Annotated in this window: 16 protein-coding genes; 11 read left to right on the top strand and 5 right to left on the bottom strand. The window is 67.3% G+C overall.

Annotated features, from left to right (window positions below):
* Positions 1-22 precede the first annotated feature (22 nt).
* From EB75_RS02355 to EB75_RS02345, 3 genes are read left to right on the top strand one after another with little or no spacing between them, the layout of a single operon-like run.
* A complete protein-coding gene (locus EB75_RS02355) occupies positions 23-469 on the top strand; it encodes a MarR family winged helix-turn-helix transcriptional regulator (RefSeq protein WP_073693870.1) in 447 nt (148 codons plus the stop codon).
* Positions 466-1275, top strand: coding sequence for an ATP-binding cassette domain-containing protein (locus EB75_RS02350; RefSeq protein WP_073693869.1), 810 nt, complete (start codon positions 466-468; stop codon positions 1273-1275). The genes EB75_RS02355 and EB75_RS02350 overlap by 4 nt, the downstream gene beginning before the upstream one ends.
* Positions 1276-1333: 58 nt before the next feature.
* Positions 1334-2074, top strand: coding sequence for an ABC transporter permease (locus EB75_RS02345; RefSeq protein ID WP_286150058.1), 741 nt, complete (start codon positions 1334-1336; stop codon positions 2072-2074).
* A 14-nt stretch (positions 2075-2088) separates the two neighbouring features.
* Here EB75_RS02345 and EB75_RS28625 read toward each other — a convergent pair whose 3' ends face one another.
* Positions 2089-2250, bottom strand: coding sequence for a cytochrome P450 (locus EB75_RS28625; RefSeq protein ID WP_142239381.1), 162 nt, complete (start codon positions 2248-2250; stop codon positions 2089-2091).
* A 112-nt stretch (positions 2251-2362) separates the two neighbouring features.
* Between EB75_RS28625 and EB75_RS02335 the strand changes: the two genes are divergently transcribed.
* A complete protein-coding gene (locus EB75_RS02335; protein ID WP_073693867.1) occupies positions 2363-2656 on the top strand; it encodes an SDR family NAD(P)-dependent oxidoreductase in 294 nt (97 codons plus the stop codon).
* A gap of 122 nt (positions 2657-2778) precedes the next feature.
* On the opposite strand, the gene EB75_RS02330 is transcribed toward EB75_RS02335, so the two are convergent.
* From EB75_RS02330 to treS, 3 genes are all read right to left on the bottom strand, one after another.
* Positions 2779-3981, bottom strand: coding sequence for a GGDEF domain-containing protein (locus EB75_RS02330; RefSeq protein WP_073693866.1), 1203 nt, complete (start codon positions 3979-3981; stop codon positions 2779-2781).
* Between the two features lie 207 nt (positions 3982-4188).
* A complete protein-coding gene (locus EB75_RS02325; protein WP_073693865.1) occupies positions 4189-5469 on the bottom strand; it encodes a maltokinase N-terminal cap-like domain-containing protein in 1281 nt (426 codons plus the stop codon).
* Entirely contained in the window at positions 5469-7193 is a 1725-nt protein-coding gene (gene treS / locus EB75_RS02320; RefSeq protein WP_073693864.1) for a maltose alpha-D-glucosyltransferase, read from the bottom strand. Before treS ends, EB75_RS02325 begins: the two co-directional genes overlap by 1 nt.
* A gap of 38 nt (positions 7194-7231) precedes the next feature.
* On the opposite strand from treS, the gene EB75_RS02315 reads away from it, so the two are divergent.
* The 7 genes from EB75_RS02315 to EB75_RS02285 all read left to right on the top strand — a co-directional run bounded on the left by EB75_RS02315 (position 7232) and on the right by EB75_RS02285 (position 14609).
* Entirely contained in the window at positions 7232-8032 is an 801-nt protein-coding gene (locus tag EB75_RS02315; RefSeq protein ID WP_073693863.1) for a HugZ family pyridoxamine 5'-phosphate oxidase, read from the top strand.
* A 10-nt stretch (positions 8033-8042) separates the two neighbouring features.
* Positions 8043-8612: an orotate phosphoribosyltransferase gene (locus EB75_RS02310; protein WP_073693862.1), complete on the top strand. Its 570-nt coding sequence runs from the start codon at positions 8043-8045 to the stop codon at positions 8610-8612.
* 60 nt (positions 8613-8672) lie between these two features.
* Positions 8673-9260 carry a hypothetical protein gene (locus EB75_RS02305; RefSeq protein WP_073693861.1) on the top strand — a complete coding sequence of 196 codons (588 nt, stop codon included), beginning with the start codon at positions 8673-8675 and terminating at the stop codon, positions 9258-9260.
* Entirely contained in the window at positions 9260-9661 is a 402-nt protein-coding gene (locus EB75_RS02300; protein ID WP_073693860.1) for a TIGR03668 family PPOX class F420-dependent oxidoreductase, read from the top strand. The genes EB75_RS02305 and EB75_RS02300 overlap by 1 nt, the downstream gene beginning before the upstream one ends.
* Positions 9662-9731: 70 nt before the next feature.
* Entirely contained in the window at positions 9732-11780 is a 2049-nt protein-coding gene (locus tag EB75_RS02295; RefSeq protein ID WP_073693859.1) for an elongation factor G, read from the top strand.
* Positions 11781-11902: 122 nt separating this feature from the next.
* Positions 11903-13630 carry a hypothetical protein gene (locus EB75_RS02290; RefSeq protein WP_286150051.1) on the top strand — a complete coding sequence of 576 codons (1728 nt, stop codon included), beginning with the start codon at positions 11903-11905 and terminating at the stop codon, positions 13628-13630.
* Between the two features lie 109 nt (positions 13631-13739).
* Entirely contained in the window at positions 13740-14609 is an 870-nt protein-coding gene (locus tag EB75_RS02285) for a type IV toxin-antitoxin system AbiEi family antitoxin domain-containing protein (RefSeq protein ID WP_073693857.1), read from the top strand.
* Between the two features lie 56 nt (positions 14610-14665).
* On the opposite strand, the gene car is transcribed toward EB75_RS02285, so the two are convergent.
* Positions 14666-18175 carry a carboxylic acid reductase gene (gene car / locus EB75_RS02280; RefSeq protein ID WP_073693856.1) on the bottom strand — a complete coding sequence of 1170 codons (3510 nt, stop codon included), beginning with the start codon at positions 18173-18175 and terminating at the stop codon, positions 14666-14668.
* Positions 18176-18349 lie beyond the last annotated feature (174 nt).

Raw genomic sequence — 18349 nt, 5'->3', positions numbered from 1 at the left:
GTAACAGAGCTATTATCGATATGTGCCCGCTCGAACAGACCTCACCACCGACCTGTTCCACACTGTCGGTCGCTTCCGGCGGCAACTGCGCCGGACCGCCGGCGGCAGCTTCGCGGGCGTCACCCAATCACAGGCCGAGCTGCTCAGGCTGGTCGGCCGCCGGCCCGACATCTCGGTGCGGGAAGCCGCGGAGGAGCTCAGCCTGGCCGCCAACACCGCGTCGACCTTGGTGTCCAAGCTGACCGCAGACCAACTGCTCGTCCGCAGCGTCGACCCCGACGACCGTCGTATCGGCCGCCTCCGGCTGACCGAACCCGCCCAACAACTCGCCGATCAGACCAGGGCTTCCCGCCGGGCCGCCCTCGACGTCGTACTGAACCAGCTCGACGACGAGCAGATCAGTGATCTGACAAAAGGTTTGAACGTCCTGGCCGAGATGACCAGGATGCTCCAGGAGAACCAATCATGAGTACCCCCGCCATCGAATGCGACCACGTCACCCACCGATACGGCGATTTCACCGCGGTCGACGACCTCAGCATCACCGTCGCCGTGGGCGAGACCATGGGGCTACTGGGCCCCAACGGCGCCGGGAAGACCACCCTGGTGCGACTGCTCACCACCCTGACCCCCGTGCAACACGGGCAGGTGCGCATCTTCGGCCTCGACGCGGGGCGCCGCACCATGGACATCCGGCAGAACCTTGGGTATGTGCCGCAACAACTTTCGATCGAGTCGGCCCTCACCGGACGGCAGAACGTCGACCTGTTCGCCCGCCTCTACGACGTGCCGCGACGCGAACGCCGAGCGCGGGTCGACGACGCACTCGAGGCCATGCAGCTGCTCGACGTCGCCGACCGTCCCGCCAAGACGTACTCCGGTGGGATGGTCCGCCGCCTCGAGCTGGCTCAGGCCCTGGTGAACCGGCCGTCGCTGCTCATCCTCGACGAACCCACAGTCGGCCTGGATCCCATTGCCCGCGACAGCGTTTGGACCCAGGTGGCGTACATGCAGCAAGAGTTCGGTATGACAGTCCTGTTGACCACCCACTACATGGAGGAAGCCGACGCCTTGTGCGACCGGGTCGCCCTCATGCACCGCGGCGGCCTGCAGACCGTCGGCTCCCCCACCGACCTGAAGGCAGCCCGCGGCCCGTCGGCCACGCTCGAAGACGTCTTCCGGCACTACGCCGGCTCCGACCTGTCGGGGGATGACGACCGCCAGTCTCTGCAGCAGGTCCGCGCCGGAAGGAGGACGGCCCGCCGTGTCAGTTGACGTCGAACTGGTCGCCGCGCCCCGCGGTGCCAAACGCATCGGCGGCCTCGCCCGCCGGATGGGCGCGTTCGCGCTCGTCGAATTGCAGAAGCTGCGCTACGACCGCACCGAGCTGGTCACCCGGACCATTCAGCCGGCGTTGTGGCTGTTGATATTCGGACAGACCTTCTCGCGGCTGCACGTGATCAACACGGGCAACGTGCCATACCTGTCATTCCTGGCGCCCGGCATCATCGCCCAGTCGGCGCTGTTCATCTCCATCTTCTACGGCATCCAGATCGTCTGGGACCGGGACGCCGGCATCCTCGCCAAACTGATGGTCACGCCGTCGCCGGCGTCGGCGCTGATCACCGGCAAGGCTTTCGCGGCGGGAGTCCGCTCGATCGCCCAGGTCATCGGGGTCCTGGTGATCGCCCTGCTGATGGGCATCCACTTGAGTTTCAACCCGCTGCACGTCCTGGCCGCCATGGCGGTGGTGATGCTCGGCTCGGCGTTCTTCTCCTGTCTGTCAATGACTTTGGCGGGGCTGGTCCGCAACCGCGACCGCTTGATGGGCATCGGCCAGGCCATCACCATGCCGCTGTTCTTCGCCTCCAACGCGCTGTACCCGGTGGACATCATGCCGGGCTGGCTGCACGCGCTGTCCACCGTGAATCCACTGTCGTACGAGGTGAACGCACTGCGCTCGCTACTGCTGGGCACCCCGGGCAACCCCCTGCTCGACGTCGCGATCCTCGCCGTCGCGGCAGTGCTCGGCATCGCCGCGGCATCGGCCCTGCTGCGCCGCTTAGTCCGGTGACAGACTCTGAGGCATCACCGGAGCGCGACTGTCACGCGGCCAGAACCGAGCGCATCGACCTCGGCGATCACGCGCTCCTCGATGTCGGGATGCTGGGCCAGAAGCGCGAAGGTCCACGCCAGCGCGGCCGCCGTCGTCCCGTGACCGCCGACGACCATTTCCATCATCTCCACCATCGGCGGGCGCGACCCTTATATCGAAGCGATCATCGGACCACTCGTCGAAAGCTGCTCGAGCACCTAGTCAGTTCTCATCTGACGCCTAGGCAGTGCGGGTTGACTCGATGTCATGAAGCACAGCATCGTCGCGGTCGTCCTGGACGCCGGCACCGACGCCGGATTGGCCACCGCCCACAGCCTGCTGGCGGACGGACACCGCGTGGTGGTGACCGCGCGACAGCCCGGCGCACTGGTACGCATCACTCATGGCTACCCCGCCGATCGCATCTACGCGCTGGCGGCCGACACCCACGATCGCAGTCAGTTCGACCAGGTGCTGGCGCTGACCCGCGCGCGGTTCGGCCGCGTCGACATGATCGTCGACCCCAAGCTGTATCGCTCGGTACTCCAGGCGTCCGCCTGAATAGCTGTTCGGTTCGAGCCAATCGTCCGGTCACGGCCACAAGATCCGCTCTGGCTGGAGTCCGAAGCCGGCTCAGGCGGCCGTCAAGTCCATGGCCTGACGGCCGCGCGCGAACCGGACCGTCACGGTTTCCGCGACGCGGCGTCGCCGCACTGCGATGACGCTGTGCATTCGCAGGACATGCCGTCGTCGGCCAGCAGGGACCGGCGTATCGCCCCGTCACCGCCGTTGCGTTTGGCGGCGAGCATCGCGTGGTCGGCACATTCGATGGCGGCGTCGAGCACTGCTCGACCTCCGCTGTCCGTGTCGGTGAAATCGGCCAGGGCAGCTGTGGCCACGCCGACGCTGGCGGTCACCGTCACCTCGTCGGCGCCTGCGGCGATAGCGGCACGCACCCGTTCGCTCATGGCTGCGGCCTGGCCGGGCGCAGCCACGTCGACGACGACGAACTCCTCACCACCGACGCGTGCGACCAAGGCACCGGCAGGCAGGGCGTGAGTTATCCGCGACGCGCTGCGCACCAGCACGGTGTCGCCCACAGCGTGACCATAGGTGTCGTTGACGGCCTTGAACCGGTCCAGATCGATCACCATCACCACCACCACGGCGTCGCCGGGAGCAGCGCCCCGCTCGGCCAGCAGGACACCGAACCGAAGGTGCAAACCGCGGCGGTTGAGCAACCCGGTGAGGTGGTCGGTCACCGATTCGTGAGCATCGTTGCGCAAGACCCAGATGCCGAACTGGACGACGGCCGGGAGCACGACGAACGTCGCGATCGCCGCCAAGGACTTCGCGACCGCGAGGTACGGATCCCCCTGCGGGCCGAGCGCGATGCCCACAGCGAACCCGCCGGTGACCACAAGCACCCACGCCGTGTGCAGCACCAGGCCTTTCGGGCCCTCGAAGAACATCACGTATATGGAGATGAGCAGCAGGGCGTTGAGACCGAAGAACCCCGCCAAGCGGTTCACGTCCAGCATCGCGACGGCAGTGATTCCGATGTCGGCGTAGACGATGAAGGCGATCGACACCGTCCGTGACGGCCACGGGCCGAACCACCACACGAGTGTCCACACAAAAGCCGTCGCCGCGAACGCCGACGAAATGATCTGTGCCTCACCGGTGTCCGCGCCGGACGGGGAGAACTGGGCGACTATCGCGATGACGGCCAACAGCGCCGCACAGCCCCCGACCAGTAGTTGGACGCCGCCGAGCAGTCCCCGTTGAGCGAAGTACCCGAGTTGCGCTTCGTACTCGACGGGTGCGGACCACCAGATGCGGGCCAGCCGGGCAACGGCGAGCAACTCGCGCAGTTTTGCCAACACGGCCGGTCCCCGTTCCCGATGAGTTGCTCGGCGGCCGTTCACCATCGGTCCCCACACCCGCCGCACTCAAGCAAGGTCAGCAAATGTATATCGCGCCTAATATCCGCAAGTCAATAGCGCAAATGCGGATATGCGGCTAATAACCAACAAGATGTACAACGGTTCGCACCCGAAGGTGAGCGGGGTGGGCGCACCAGGCGCGGACCGTCAGCCCAGCCGGCCGTTGACGATTCGCGCGATTGCCCCCAGCGGGATGTCCAGCCATTGCGGCCGGTGCCGGGCCTCGTACCCGGCTTCGTAGACCGCCTTGTCCAGCTCATATGCGGCCAACAAATCCGCCGCCGAATCCGGATCGGTACCACCGCCCTCGGCGTACCCCGCGCAGAACGCGGCCCGGTTGCGGTCGGCCCATTCGCGGGCGCGCGCCGCAAGCTGCTTGCGCCGCTGCTCGTTGCCGCCGCCCTCGGTCAGCCGCTGGAACGCCGCGTACTGATAGGACCGCAGGACGCCGGCGACGTCGCGCAGCGGGGAGTCCGGTGCCCGGCGCCCTTCCAGGGACTGGCCGGGTTCGCCTTCGAAATCGATCAGCAGCCAGGTCTCGGGGGTGCGCAGCACCTGGCCCAGATGCAGGTCGCCGTGAATCCGCTGCACCGTGATCGGCTGGCCCTCGAGCGCGCGGTAGCGGCCCTCGATGGCCGCGGCGAACTCGCGGACCTCGGGCACCGACGCCGTCACCGCCGTGAGCCGCTCCAGCATGGTCGCCACCGGGAACAGCGCCGTGGCCGTGCCGAGCTCGGCAGCCAATGTGGCGTGCACGGCGGCGACGGCCTGCCCCAACCGCTCCGACTCCCCCGCGAAGTCGCCACCGACCTCATCGGCGTACAGATCGCCTTCGGCGTAGAGGTCACGGGTGCTGGCGACGGCCATGTCCCAGCCTTCGGCGGCGTTGTCGGCGAATCGCGTCACCATGCCCAGCGCCGTCGGCGGGCCGCCCTCCAGCGACATGGTCCCCAGCAGCGGCGCCACATGCGGGCTACCGGCGCGGCTCAGTACCCGGGTCAGCTCGATGTCGGGATTCACCCCGGACGTGACGCGGCGGAACAGCTTGAAGATCGCGGCCTCGCCGAAGACGACGCTGGTGTTGCTCTGCTCTGCGCCGACGACGCGGGACGTCTCCCCGACCGGAAGCCGCGCACCGGGCTCGGCGGCGAAAGCGATCGGGCCGACAGTCGCCGACTCGGCGATCAGAGCCAGCAGCAGGTTCGCGACTTCCGGGTCACCGAGCGCATCCCCGACCTCGCCGTCGCCCTGGCGCAGCACAATCTGATACCGCTCGCCGGGGCCGTCGTCGTAGCTGACGTCGAGCAGTACCAGGTCGACGTCGTCGCGCAACGGCTCCACCAGCGCCGGTTCGGCGCCGGTCAGCTGCCGGTTGCGGCCGGCGTACCAGCGCTGCTGGGTCAGGTATTCGGTCAACTGTGGATCCATCACGGCTCCTCACCGACGGGCGCACGCAACGAGAACCAGTAGAAACCATGCCCGGGCAGCGTCAACAAATACGGCAGTTCCCCGATCTTGGGGAACTCAACCCGGCCGGTCAGCTCAACCGGGGTGTAGCCGTTCCAATGCTGCAGGTTCAGTTCGATCGGCTGGGGGAAACGGGACAGATTGTTGACACACAGCACCGTATCGCCGTCGAGTTCGCGCACATACGTCAGCGCCGACGGGTTGGACCCGCCGAGTTCCCGGAACGAGCCGACGGCGAACGCGTCGTGCCGCCGCCGCACCGTGAGCATCGTGCGCGTCCAGTTGAGCAGCGAGTTCGTACTGTCGCGCTGCGCTTCGACATTCACCGCTTGATAGCCGTACACCGGGTCCTGGCTCGGCGGCACGTACAGCCGGCCCGGGTTGGCGGTCGAGAACCCGGCGTTGCGGTCGGCCGACCACTGCATCGGGGTGCGCACGCCGTCGCGGTCGCCCAGCCAGATGATGTCGCCCATGCCGATCTCGTCCCCGTAGTACAGCACCGGGGATCCGGGCAGCGACAACAGCAGCGCGGTGAACAGTTCGGTCTGGTTGCGGTCGTTCTCCAGCAGCGGAGCCAGGCGCCGGCGGATGCCGACGTTGGCCTTCATCCGCGGGTCCTTGGCGTATTCGCTGTACATGTAGTCGCGCTCTTCGTCGGTGACCATTTCCAGCGTCAGCTCGTCGTGGTTGCGCAGGAAGATGCCCCACTGCGCGAGATCGGGAATGGGCGGCGTCTGGGCGAGGATCTCCGAGATCGGGAACCGGGACTCCCGGCGGACCGCCATGAAAATCCTTGGCATCAGCGGGAAGTGGAAGGCCATGTGGCATTCGTCGCCGCCGGTCTCCGGGTCACCGAAATACGCGACGACATCCGCCGGCCACTGATTGGCCTCGGCCAGCAGCACCCGCCCCGGGAATTCGTCGTCGACGACCTTGCGACAGCGCTTCAGGAAGGCATGGGTCTCGGGCAGGTTCTCGCAGTTGGTGCCCTCGCGCTCGAACAGATACGGCACCGCATCCAGCCGGAATCCGTCGATGCCCAGGCCCAGCCAGAAGCGCAGCACATCGATCATCGCTTCCTGCACGGCCGGGTTCTCGTAGTTCAGGTCCGGCTGGTGGGAGAAGAAGCGGTGCCAGTAGAACTGCTTGCGCACCGCGTCGAAGGTCCAGTTGGATTCCTCGGTGTCGACGAAGATGACGCGCGCGTCCTGGTACTTCTCGCTGGTGTCGCTCCACACGTAGTAGTCGCCGTAGGGCCCGGTGGGGTCGCGTCGGGACTCCTGGAACCAGGCATGGGCGTCCGACGTGTGGTTCATCACCAGGTCGGTGATGACGCGGATACCGCGCCGGTGTGCCGCGTCCAGCAACGCCACGAAATCTTCGACAGTGCCGAACTCCGGCAGCACCTTGTAAAAGTCGCGGATGTCGTAGCCGCCGTCGCGCAGTGGCGAGTCGTAGAACGGTGGCAACCAAATACAGTCGACACCAAGCCATTTCAAGTAGTCGAGTCGCTCGGTCAGGCCTCGGAGGTCACCTGAGCCGTCGGCGTCTGAGTCGTAGAAGGCGCGGACCAACACCTCATAGAAAACCGCGCGCTTGAACCAGGTGCGGTCCTCAGGGAGGACTCGCGCATGTCCGAAGTCCGCGGCGCTTGGATGTTCCACGCCACCGCCCGAGGCATCCATCGATCACCAACGTACCCGCGACTGAGTAGGGTGCAAACGTGGCGACACGCGATCATGGCGACCCAGGTGATGCCCCGACGATCCCGCCTCCGCTGGCCGAAATCGTCAACCCGACCCGGACGTCGGCCGCTGAAGAAGCGCGCACCATCGCGGCCTCGACCAACACCGGGACGCTGGCCACCCTGACGGCCGAGGGCGATCCGTGGGCGTCGATGGTCACCTATGGACTGCTCGGCGGCTCGCCGGTGCTGTGCGTATCGAATCTCGCCGAGCACGGCCGCAACCTGGCCGGCGATCAGCGGGCCAGCATCTCGATCATCGCGGCCAGCACCGACAAGGACCCGCTGGCGGGTGGGCGGGTGACCCTTGCGGGAAAGGTCGTGCGGCCCGACGGCGCCGAACGTGACGCGGCCCGCGACGCCCACGTCGCGGCGGTGCCGGCCGCCAAGTACTACATCGACTACAGCGACTTCGCCCTGTGGGTGCTGCATGTGGACCGGGTGCGGTGGGTCGGCGGTTACGGTCGCATGGATTCCGCCACGGGTGCGGATTATGCTGCGGCCCAACCGGATCCGGTGACGCCGTCGGCCGTGGCAGCCATCGCGCACCTCAACGCCGACCATGCGGACTCGCTGGCGGCCATGGCCCGGGTGCTGGGCGGATACCCCGACACCGAGTCGGCGACCTGCACCGGCGCCGACCGCTACGGCCTGGACCTGCGGGTCAACACCGCCCGCGGCATGGCCTACACCAGGGTGGGATACGCGCAGCCGTTGCAGTCCATCGATGAATTGCGTTCAGCGACGGTCGAATTAGCACGGCTGTCGCGGCAGGCATAGCATTCGCACCATGTCTGATCGCCCCGCAAGCTGGGAAGCCGCCTTCGAACTGATCCGCACCCGTGGCTATGAGCGCCGCGAGGAGCCGTTCCGGCTGGCCAGTGGGCAGCTCAGCCACGACTACATCGACGGCAAGTTCGCCATCGACAACGGCGTCAGCCTGACGGTCGTCAGCAAGGCCGTGGCGGAACTCGCCGCGCTGCGCGGCATCGAGTTCGACGCGGTCGGCGGCCTGACCATGGGCGCCGACCCGTTGGCGCACGGCGTCGCGATGGTCACCGGCAAGGCCTGGTTCTCGGTCCGAAAGGAACAGAAGTCCCGCGGCCGCGAGCAGTGGATCGAGGGCACCCGCATCGAACCCGGCACTCGGGTGCTGCTGGTCGACGACGTGATCAGCACCGGCGGCTCGACGGAGATCGCCTATGAGCGGGTCACCTCCGTCGGCGCCGTGGTCACCGGCGTCATCCCGATGGTCGACCGTGGCGACATCGCCACGGAACGGTTCGCCAAGCGCGGGGTTCCGTTTGCCGCGCTGGTCAGCTACCGCGACCTCGGCATCGAACCCGTCCAGGACGTCTAAAGCGCGGACACGCGCGCCGATACCGAGCAATTGGCGCGAGCCACCCCTAGCATCTGGGAGGTGGCTGACAGCGACGACGCAGAGCGCGAACCCTCGCAGCCCGGCGGCGTGCTGGAATCACCCGCCGAGGCGCAGGACGAGCGCGACCCGGACACCGATCCGTTCCGCGCCGTCGACCCGGGCCCACACGGCACCGGACCGTTCGCCGGCCCCACGACAGGCTCGTTCGTCATCCCCGAACCGGAGCCGACCGGCGACACCTTCGACGCGTTCAACACCGACACCTGGCGTTTCCGGCAACCGCCGCCACCCTGGTACCGCACCAAAGATGCGCGGCTGCTGCTGATCGTGGTGGCGGTCGCGGTGATCGCCCTCGTGGTCTCACTGGTGGTCCTGGCCACCCGGCGAGACGCCGGGTCGAACGAGCCATCGCCCGTGGAATCGACGCCGACGACCACGACCACCACCACGACGACGACCGTCACCTCCCCGCCCGCCCCGCCGCCGCCGTCCTCGACCGAACCGCCTCCGGCGGCCGCGCCCCCGGCGTACTACCCGCCGGCCGCGCCGCCCGCACCGACGCGTCCGCCCGAGATCAACGTGACCCGGATGCCGATGAGCGTCGCTCCCCAACCTCGCCACCGCTGATGTCCGACCCCGCCGCCCTGTTCTCCGCCTCGCCCGTCGCGGTGCTGGCCACGGTGTCCGGCGAGGGTCAGCCCCATGTCGTGCCCGTGGTCTTCGCGGTCACCGGGGACCTGCTGTACACCGCGGTGGACGCCAAGCGGAAGTCGACGCAGCACCTGCGGCGGCTCGACAACATCGCGGCCAACCCGCGCGTGAGCCTGCTGGCCGAGCAATACGACGACGACTGGTCCCAGCTCTGGTGGGCCCGCGCCGACGGCACAGCCACGGTGCACCCCAGCGGCGACGAGATGGCGATCGGCTACTCGCTGCTGCGCGCCAAGTACCACCAGTACGACCGGGTTGCGCTCGACGGCCCGGTGATCCGCGTCGCGATCAGCCGATGGAGTTCGTGGCACGCCTGAGCACATGGAGTCTTGTGCCGACCGTCGCGACAGGAGCATGGTGGACGTGAGTCGTCGATAGGGGCACGCCATGGCCGACAAGTCGAATAGCTCATCCGGAGCCGCGCCCGGTGCGGACAGTCCGGCGTCGATCCGAAATGTGGTTCTGGTCGGGCCATCTGGGGCCGGCAAGACCACACTGGTCGAGGCCCTGCTACTCCATGCGGGCGTACTGACCCGGGCGGGAACGGTGCTCGACGGCACCACCGTCTGCGACCACGAGCCCGCCGAAGTCGAACAGCAGCGGTCGGTCGGATTGGCGCTGGCGTCGTTGCAGCACGGGTCGGTGAAGGTCAATCTGCTCGACACCCCGGGGTACGCCGATTTCGTCGGCGAACTGCGGGCCGGGCTCCGGGCCGCCGACTGCGCGTTGTTCGTGATGGCGGCCAACGATGTGGTCGACGCTGCCACGAAGGCATTGTGGCGGGAATGCGCTGACGTCGGGATGCCGCGCGCCGTCGTGGTGACGAAACTGGACCACGCGCGCGCCAACTTCGCCGGTGCGGTCCAGTCGGCACAGGAGTCGTTCGGGGACAAGGTGATTCCGCTGTACCTGCCGGGGGACGCCGGGCTGGTGTCCTTACTAGCCGACGATGCCACCCTGATCGAGGGCATCATCGAGGAATCCGAGGACGAGACGCTGATGGAGCGCTACCTCGGTGGCGAACAGATCGACAACGCCGTGCTGGTGGCCGATCTCGAGCGCGCGGTGGCCCGGGGTTCGTTCTTCCCGGTGATCCCCGTGTGCAGCACCACGGGGACCGGGGCCGCCGAGCTGCTCGACGTCATCGCCCGCGGGTTCCCCTCTCCCCCGGAACATGTCCCACCGCAGGTGTTCACCCCGGCCGGAGTGGAAAAGGCCGCGCCCGCATGCGATCCCGACGCGCCATTGTTGGCAGAGGTGGTGAAGACGACGTCGGACCCGTATGTCGGCAAGGTCAGTCTGGTCCGGGTTTTCGCCGGCACCATCAGGCCCGACACGACGGTTCACGTGTCGGGCCATTTCAATTCGTTCGCCGATTCTGCCGCCGGGTGTGCCGAGCACGAGGACCACGACGAGGACGAGCGCGTCGGCGCCCTGTCGTTTCCACTGGGCCGCAAACAACGCCCGGCCGCCGAGGTGATCGCGGGGGACATCTGCGCCATCGCACGCCTGACGTGCGCCGAGACCGGGGACACCTTGTCGGACAAGGCATCCCCGCTGGTGTGCCGGCCGTGGACCATGCCGGCGCCGCTGCTCCCGATGGCGATCGTGCCGCACGCCAAGACCGACGAGGACAAGCTGTCGGTGGGGCTGGCCCGGTTGTCCGCGGAGGACCCCACGCTGCGCATCGAGCAGAACCCGCAGACCCATCAGATTGTGCTGTGGTGCATGGGCGAAGCCCACTCCGCTGTCGTGCTCGACGCACTGTCGCGGCGGTTCGGCGTCGCCGTCGACACCACGGAATTGCGCGTACCGCTCAGAGAAACGTTCGGCGGCAATGCAAAAGGGCACGGCCGGCATGTCAAACAGTCCGGCGGGCACGGCCAGTTCGCGGTGTGCGACATCACCGTCGAGCCGCTGCCGGAAGGGGCCGGGTTCGAGTTCGTCGACAAGGTGGTGGGCGGCGCGGTGCCGCGCCAGTTCATTCCGAGCGTGGAGAAGGGCGTCCGGGCCCAGATGGATCGGGGCATCTGCGGGTACCCGATGGTCGACATCCGGGTGACGCTGCTGGACGGCAAAGCGCACAGCGTGGACTCGTCGGACTACGCCTTCCAGCTCGCGGGCGGGCTGGCGCTGCGAGAGGCCGCGGCCGCCGCGTCGGTCAATCTGCTGGAGCCCATCGACAGCGTCCACATCGTGGTGCCCGACGAAATGGTCGGCGCGGTGATGAGTGATCTCTCGGGACGGCGTGGCCGCGTGCTGGGCACCGACACCGCCGGCGACTCGTGCACCGGCATCGACGCCGAGATTCCGGAGATCGAGCTGACCCGGTACCCGATCGAACTGCGGTCGTTGTCGCACGGTGCCGGGTCGTTCACCCGCACCTTCGCCCGGTACGAACCGATGCCCGAGGCGGTGGCGGCGCGCGTGCGCTGATCCTCCCTCGCAGTGATCCACGACTTTGGCAAACCTGATCGTGACTGACATCACCTGATGTCATAGTGTCGTCAGATTCGTGCCCGTGCGGGCGGGCACCAGGGATGTCAAAGGGGACACCTGTGGCGACACAGTCGGGGCTCGGTCTGCGCAAATCCAGTCGGTACCGCTTGGCGGTGATCGCGGCGGCCATGGGTATCGCGGCAGCGACCAGCCAGAACGTCGCGTGGGCCGAGACCGGCACCCCTGATTCGACGGGTACGCCGTCGTCCCAACAGGGCACAGCGCCGGCGAACACCGCCACGAAAGCCGGACCGGCCAAACCCAAACCCAAGCCGGGCAAGAAGGACACCAAGAAGGCCGACAAGGACGGCACCACAGATACCGATCCGTCGGGCACCGATACGTCTGCCCCCGATCCGGACGCCAAGCCCGAGGTGAAACCGCCGACCAAGCCGGCGAAGCCCCCGGTCGCCCAAAAGGGCTCGGACCTGACCAAGCCCACCGGTGACCCCAAGAAGGCACCGAAGCTCAAGCCGGCCACCGCGAGCACTCCCGCCAAGGACGCCACGGCCACCGCGGCCACGCCGCCCGCTGCGACCGCCACGGATACCCCCTCGACGGCTCCGGCCAAGGCGCCCGCGCCGACCATCAAGCCGGCAGCCCTGGCCGCCACCAACAGTGGCGTCAGCACCCTGACGACACCGACGCCCCCGCAGCCGCTGAATCCGATCGCCAAGCTCATCCAGCTGCCCGGCCGCATCATCAACACCGTCCTGCAGGTGCTGGACCTGACGGTCTCGCAGACCGGCCCCAAGAGCCCGTTCAACTGGTCGCCCATCTCCGAGGCGCTGTTCGCCGGGTTCCGGCGCATCGAGGACATGCTCGGGCTGAGCAAGACGCCCACCTCGGCGCCCGTGGTGCCGGAGCTGACCTATGAGGGCCCCACCAGTGGCGACACCCCGACGGTCGAGCAGTTCCTCAATGCCTCGGCCAACGCCTACGTGCTGGGCGGCCAGCCCGGTGATCTGAAACCGTTCACCGTCAACGGTTTTCAGATGCAGACCTTCAACCCGCTGTCCGGCGCCGTCGGCAAGGCCTGGGTGACACCCGAGGGCCACATCATCATCGCCTACCAGGGCACGACCGGCGGCACCAATCTGCTGTTCCATCCGCTGATCGCGCTGTCGCAGATCTTCACGGACATGCAGATCATCTTCACCCACACCACGCCACAGGCATTCTGGGATTCGCTGGCGTTCGAGCGGCGCGTCGAAGCGGAGGCCGTCAAGCAGGGCTACACCACCGATGACATCTTCGTCACCGGCCACTCGCTGGGTGGTTGGGAGGCGCAGTTCGTCGCGCAGCGGACCGGCCTCGGCGGCATCGGATTCGAGGGCCCCGGCCTGAACACGTCGGTCCCCGGCAATGGCGTCAACTCGAACTTCGTCAACATCGAGACGTACGGCGACACCGCGGCGTACTTCGCCACCGACCTGCCGGGGCTGCAGCCATTCATGCCGGCCTACGACCCCACCGGTGGCAGCAAGCCGCACTACGGCAACATCGTGATGATCGGTGACCCGGACGCGGTGAACCCGCTGTTCAACGCATCGGCGCTGTGGGGCCCGAACCCGATCAACGACATCATCTTCGCCATCGACATCCTCGGGAACTTCTTCGAGCACCACCTGCCGGGCATGCAGGCCTACAACCTGGGCGTCGCACCGGATCCCGGTGTGGTGCCCTGGCTGGGCTCCTACACCGGGCCGATCAACGACTGGGGCGACCTGGACATCTACGAACTGCAGCAGGCCGCATCCGACGCCGGAGTCCTGATCGCCCCCTGATCCCTCAGCCCCAAGCGATTTGTGCACGATTTTCCGCGGCGACCGCGGAAAATCGTGCACAAAACCCAGTTGATGGAACCGCAGGGGCGCCGCAAACGTCCGAATCTGTGTGCTCGATGACTACCTTCGCCGCCACGACGGCGTAATCACCCGCGCCCAAGCCCTGACCGCCGGGATCAGCGATGACGCCATCAGCCGCCGAGTCCGCTCCGGCCACTGGCTGCGCTGCGCCCCCGGAGTGTTCTTCGTCGACGATCGTCCATTCAGCGATGCGGCCCGCGTACGCAGCGCAGTGTGGTCCTACGGCCCGGCGGCCACCGCCAGCGGACTGGCCGCCGCGTGGTGGCTGGGAGTCACTCACTACGCGCCGGAGACCGTGGAAGTCACCGTGCCGAAGGTCAGCAATCATCGCAAGCGCGACGGCATCCGGGTGCGCCGCCGCGACCTGCTGCCACAGGACATCGTCGAACGCGGCGGGTTGCGAGTCACCGCACTCCCACTGACCGTCGTCGAAGCCGCGACGCACCGCGGAGGTGGCGCCAAACTCATGGACACTGCGTTGCAACGGCACGTCGAGCTGAAGAAACTCTGGGATGCGCACCTGCGCAACAAAGGACGACACGGATCGCCTGCGGCTCGGATACTGTTGCTGGCCGCCGAAGACGGGGCCCGCTCTCAAGCCGAACGCCTGTTCGTAAAACTATTGCGCCGCAACAAGATCACTGGATGGAAGGCCAACTGCCCGGTGGCCGGGTACAAAGTCGACGTCGTGTTTCCGGCAGCAAAACTCGCCATAGAAGTCGACGGATGGGCCTTTCACAGCAGTGCTGACGACTTCGAGAACGACCGAAAGCGCCAAAACGCGATCTCGCTGCTCGGTTACCAGATCTTGCGGTTCACGTGGCTCGACCTGACCGAATATCCCGACCGAGTGCTCGCCGAAATACGGAATGCCCTGCTGTCCAGGCACGCCGCCTGAAAACTTGTGCACGATTTTCCGCGGCGGCCGCGGAAAATCGTGCACAAATCCCTGGGTCAGAGCAAGCCGAGCAGCTGCAGGTCGGTGATGTACTTGACGATCACCGGCGCGGTGATGTGCGGAATGTCCTTGTCTGGGCCCAGCTTTGCCTCCTGCACCGCCTCGCGGAACACCACGACCGGCGCGATGGACCCGTTGTGCGGGTGCTCCGGCTTCTGGTAGTTGTGCAGCAGCGGCAGCAGTGACGCCTGGCGCTGGCGGTCCGGCAGGGCCCTCAGGGTGGTCTCGAAGCGGGTCAGCCATTCGGCGTAATCATCAACGCGGGCAATGGAATACCCGGCCTTGATGAGCCAGTCGACGAACTCGTCCATGCCCAGCCCGTCAGAGTGCGGGTTCATCACGTGGTAGGTGACGAACTCGCCCGCGGGCCGCACGCCGAGCGTGTCGATGGCCTCGGCGATGAACTCGACGGGCAGCCCGTCGTAGTGCGCAGCCTGCCGCTTGCCCTCGGCGTCCCGCTCGTAGAACGAGTACGGCGCGATGCCGGTCGCCACCAGCGAGAACATCATGCGGGTGAACATGTCGGGCAGGTTCAGCTGCCCCGCGTACGACGTGTCCGCGAGGATCATGTCGCAGCGGAACACCGAAACCGGCAGTCCGCAAAGGTCATTCGCCTCACGCAGCAGCACCTCACCGGCCCACTTGCTGTTGCCGTAGCCGTTGGCGTAACCGTCGTGGACGGCACGCACCGGGCTCATCACGCGCACGTCCGCCTCTTCGGTGAACGTGCCCGGCGCCAGCTGGTCACCGACGCCGATCGTCGACACATAGATGTACGGCTTCTGCCGGGTGGTCAGCGCGATCCGGATCAGCTCGGCAGTGCCCAGCGCGTTGGGTCCGAACAGCTCGCTGTAGGGCAGCACGTGGTTCACCAGCGCCGCCGGGTCGACGATGACGTCGACCTCGTCGGCCAACCGCTGCCAAACCTCCTGCGGCAGGCCGAGATTCTCGTCGCCCTTGTCACCGGCGATGACTTCGAGGTGGTCAGCGGCCAGGGCCTGGTAGTGCGCCAGCAGCTTCGGGTCGCCACTGTCGAACGTCGCATCGAGACGGGCCCGGGCCTCGTCGTCGGACTTGGCGCGCACCAGGGCGATCACCTTGCCGTCGACCAGGTCCATGCGTTCCAGCCACTCCAGCGCCAGGTAGCGGCCGAGGAATCCGGTTGCGCCCGTGAGCAATACGGTCCGAACCTCGGACGCAGGGCCGGGCAGCGACGGCGCCGCCGCCAGCGTCGTCGCATCGATGAACTTGTCCAGCGTCAGGTCCGCCGCACGCACCTCGACGGCGTTCTTGCCGTGCACCGAGCTGAAGCTGGGGCGCTTGGCGCCGCCGCTGCGCTCGTTCTCGATGTAGGCGGCCAGCGCCGCCAGATCGTTGGCGGGGCTCACGATGACGCCGACCTGAACCTCGACGCCGAAGATCTCCTCGAGCAGGTTGCCGAAGGTCAACGCGGACAACGAGTCTCCGCCGAGATCGGTGAAGTGGGCGTCGGCCGACACCTCGCCCGACGCACCGAGCAGCGCGCTCGCCGCGCGGATGACGGTCGGCAGGGCCGGGCCCTCGGCCCCGTGCTGTCGCAACTCACGGAGTTCATCGGCTTGTCCGGCAGCAAGACTCACGTACAGGTCTTCCAGCGCCGGCCCGTAATGCGCCTTGAGCTTGGGCCAGGCCAGCTTTCGGATGCCGGTCAACAGCCCGTTCTCCAGCGAGAACGGCTCGGTCTCGATGAGGAAGTCGCGGGGAATCTCGTAGGACTGCAGCTCGGCGGCCTTGGCGACCTCCTGCAGCGAATCGCTGATCCGCTGCTTCAGTTCGGCGGAATCCCAACGCGCCAAGGCATCTTCGGTCGGGACCACCACAGCCAGCAGGTACGGCTGGGCGCTGTTGCCGTAGACGTAGATCTGCCGGACCAGCGGGCTGTTGTTGCTGAACGCCGCCTCCAGCTTGGCCAGGGTGACGAACTCGCCCTGCGCCAGCTTCAGCACGTTGTTGCGGCGGTCGACGTACTGGATCTGGTCCGGGCCGATCTCGGCGACGACGTCGCCGGTGCGGTAGAAGCCGTCCTCGTCGAACACGGTCGCGGTGACCTCGGGCCGCTCGTAGTAACCCGGGAACAGGTACTGGGTCTTGACCAGCAGCTCGCCGCGCGGGTAGGGCTGGTCGGTCAGGTAGTAACCCAGGTCGGGCACGTCGACCAGCTTGTAGTCCAGGGTCGGCGGGCGCTGGATGACGCCGTCGAAGAAGACCATGCCGGCCTCCGTGGAGCCGTAGCCCTCGAGCACATGGATGCCGAGGAACTTCTCGACCCACGCCTTGAGCTCGTCGGTGATGGGCGCCGAGCCGGTCATCGCCTTGATGTAGCGGCCACCGATCAGGTTCTGCCGCATGTCGGCCATCACCTGCTGCTCGATGTCATCGCGCTCGGCCTCACCGGCACCGGCCGGCACGAGCTTGTCGACGCGGCTCTGGAATTCCAGGTACAGCATCTCCCAGACGCGGGGTACCAGGTTCAGCTCGGTGGGTCGCGCCAGCGCGAAATCCTCAAGGAGAGTGGACAAGTCGCTCTTGGCAGCGAAGTAGACGATGCCGCCGTTGGCCAGGGTGGAGTACAGGATGCCGCGGCCCATGACGTGGCTCATCGGCATGAACGCCAGGTTGATCGACGCCTCGCTGGGTCCGAACCACGCCGTGCTGGCCCGCCGCCAGAAGCTCGTCATGTTGCTCTCGGGGTACATCGCGCCCTTGGGCGCCCCGGTCGACCCGGAGGTGTAGATCAGCAGGGCCAGGGGGTCGGCTTCGTCGAAGACCGGTGTCGGCGCCGGCGGCAGGGTGCGGCCGCGGCTCAGTAGATCGCCGAAAGTCTCGACCGTGACGTTCAGGCCGGACAGCGCGTCGCGCGCCTTGTCGATGGCCTCACGCTCGTCGTCGACCTCGGCGTGGTGGTCGAACACCACGAAGCGGGCCGGAGCCGGGCCACCCACGGCGAGTTCCACAGCGTCGGCTACATAGCCTGCGCTCACGGCGATCAGCACCGGTTCGGTTTCGGCCACGATCGGCAGCAACGACGACGCCGCGGAGCTGGTCTGCAGCGGCACCGAGACGGCGCCGATCTGGCCGAGCGCGGTGTCGATGACGGTGTAGTCGGTGCTGGTGAAGCCGAGGATGGCGACACGGTCGCCGGCCTTGACGCCGTCGGCGTGCAGCGCGGCGGCGACGGCGCGGATGCGGTCCCACAGCTCGCGGTAGGTGATGGTGTCGTACTTCGGCAGCAGCCGCGCCACGGTGCGGCCGTGCTCGGTGACGAACTCGACGGCGCGCTGCCCGAGGGCGGTCCGGTCGGCGTAGCCCTCGAGGACGGTCTTCACGATCTCGGGCAGTCGCATGCCAGGCTTTTCGACCGACTCGGCGACCGACTGCAGCGGCACGGCCGCGGCGAACTGCGGATCAGTGGCGGAAAGTTCGACGATCCGGCGGGCGAGAGCGCTGTCGGCATGGGAAATCGACATGAAGAAACCTCACGAAAAATCGAAAAAACTCGAATGGGTACGCCCCGTTGCATTCCCACTAATTGAATGACGCTGGCGCGGCCGCCGTTGTTCCGGCGATTTCCTGCCAGTTCCCTGTGATTCGTGCACGATTTTCCGCGCCTACCGCGGAAAATCGTGCACAAATCCCAGGGT

The organism is Mycobacterium sp. ST-F2, from assembly GCF_001905655.1.
Lineage (GTDB): Bacteria > Actinomycetota > Actinomycetes > Mycobacteriales > Mycobacteriaceae > Mycobacterium.
The sequence above is the reverse complement of the archived record's forward strand: the minus strand, read 5'-3'. Positions and strand labels throughout refer to the sequence as shown.

What these genes read in the sequence shown, in the direction of transcription:
- EB75_RS02325 (WP_073693865.1), bottom strand. Translation starts at nt 5,469, where the DNA reads ATGGATCCACAGTTGACCGAATACCTGACCCAGCAGCGCTGGTACGCC.
- EB75_RS02310 (WP_073693862.1), top strand. Translation starts at nt 8,043, where the DNA reads ATGTCTGATCGCCCCGCAAGCTGGGAAGCCGCCTTCGAACTGATCCGC.
- car (WP_073693856.1), bottom strand. Translation starts at nt 18,175, where the DNA reads ATGTCGATTTCCCATGCCGACAGCGCTCTCGCCCGCCGGATCGTCGAA.
- EB75_RS28625 (WP_142239381.1), bottom strand. Translation starts at nt 2,250, where the DNA reads ATGGTGGAGATGATGGAAATGGTCGTCGGCGGTCACGGGACGACGGCG.
- EB75_RS02335 (WP_073693867.1), top strand. Translation starts at nt 2,363, where the DNA reads ATGAAGCACAGCATCGTCGCGGTCGTCCTGGACGCCGGCACCGACGCC.
- EB75_RS02300 (WP_073693860.1), top strand. Translation starts at nt 9,260, where the DNA reads ATGTCCGACCCCGCCGCCCTGTTCTCCGCCTCGCCCGTCGCGGTGCTG.
- treS (WP_073693864.1), bottom strand. Translation starts at nt 7,193, where the DNA reads ATGGATGCCTCGGGCGGTGGCGTGGAACATCCAAGCGCCGCGGACTTC.
- EB75_RS02350 (WP_073693869.1), top strand. Translation starts at nt 466, where the DNA reads ATGAGTACCCCCGCCATCGAATGCGACCACGTCACCCACCGATACGGC.
- EB75_RS02295 (WP_073693859.1), top strand. Translation starts at nt 9,732, where the DNA reads ATGGCCGACAAGTCGAATAGCTCATCCGGAGCCGCGCCCGGTGCGGAC.
- EB75_RS02345 (WP_286150058.1), top strand. Translation starts at nt 1,334, where the DNA reads ATGGGCGCGTTCGCGCTCGTCGAATTGCAGAAGCTGCGCTACGACCGC.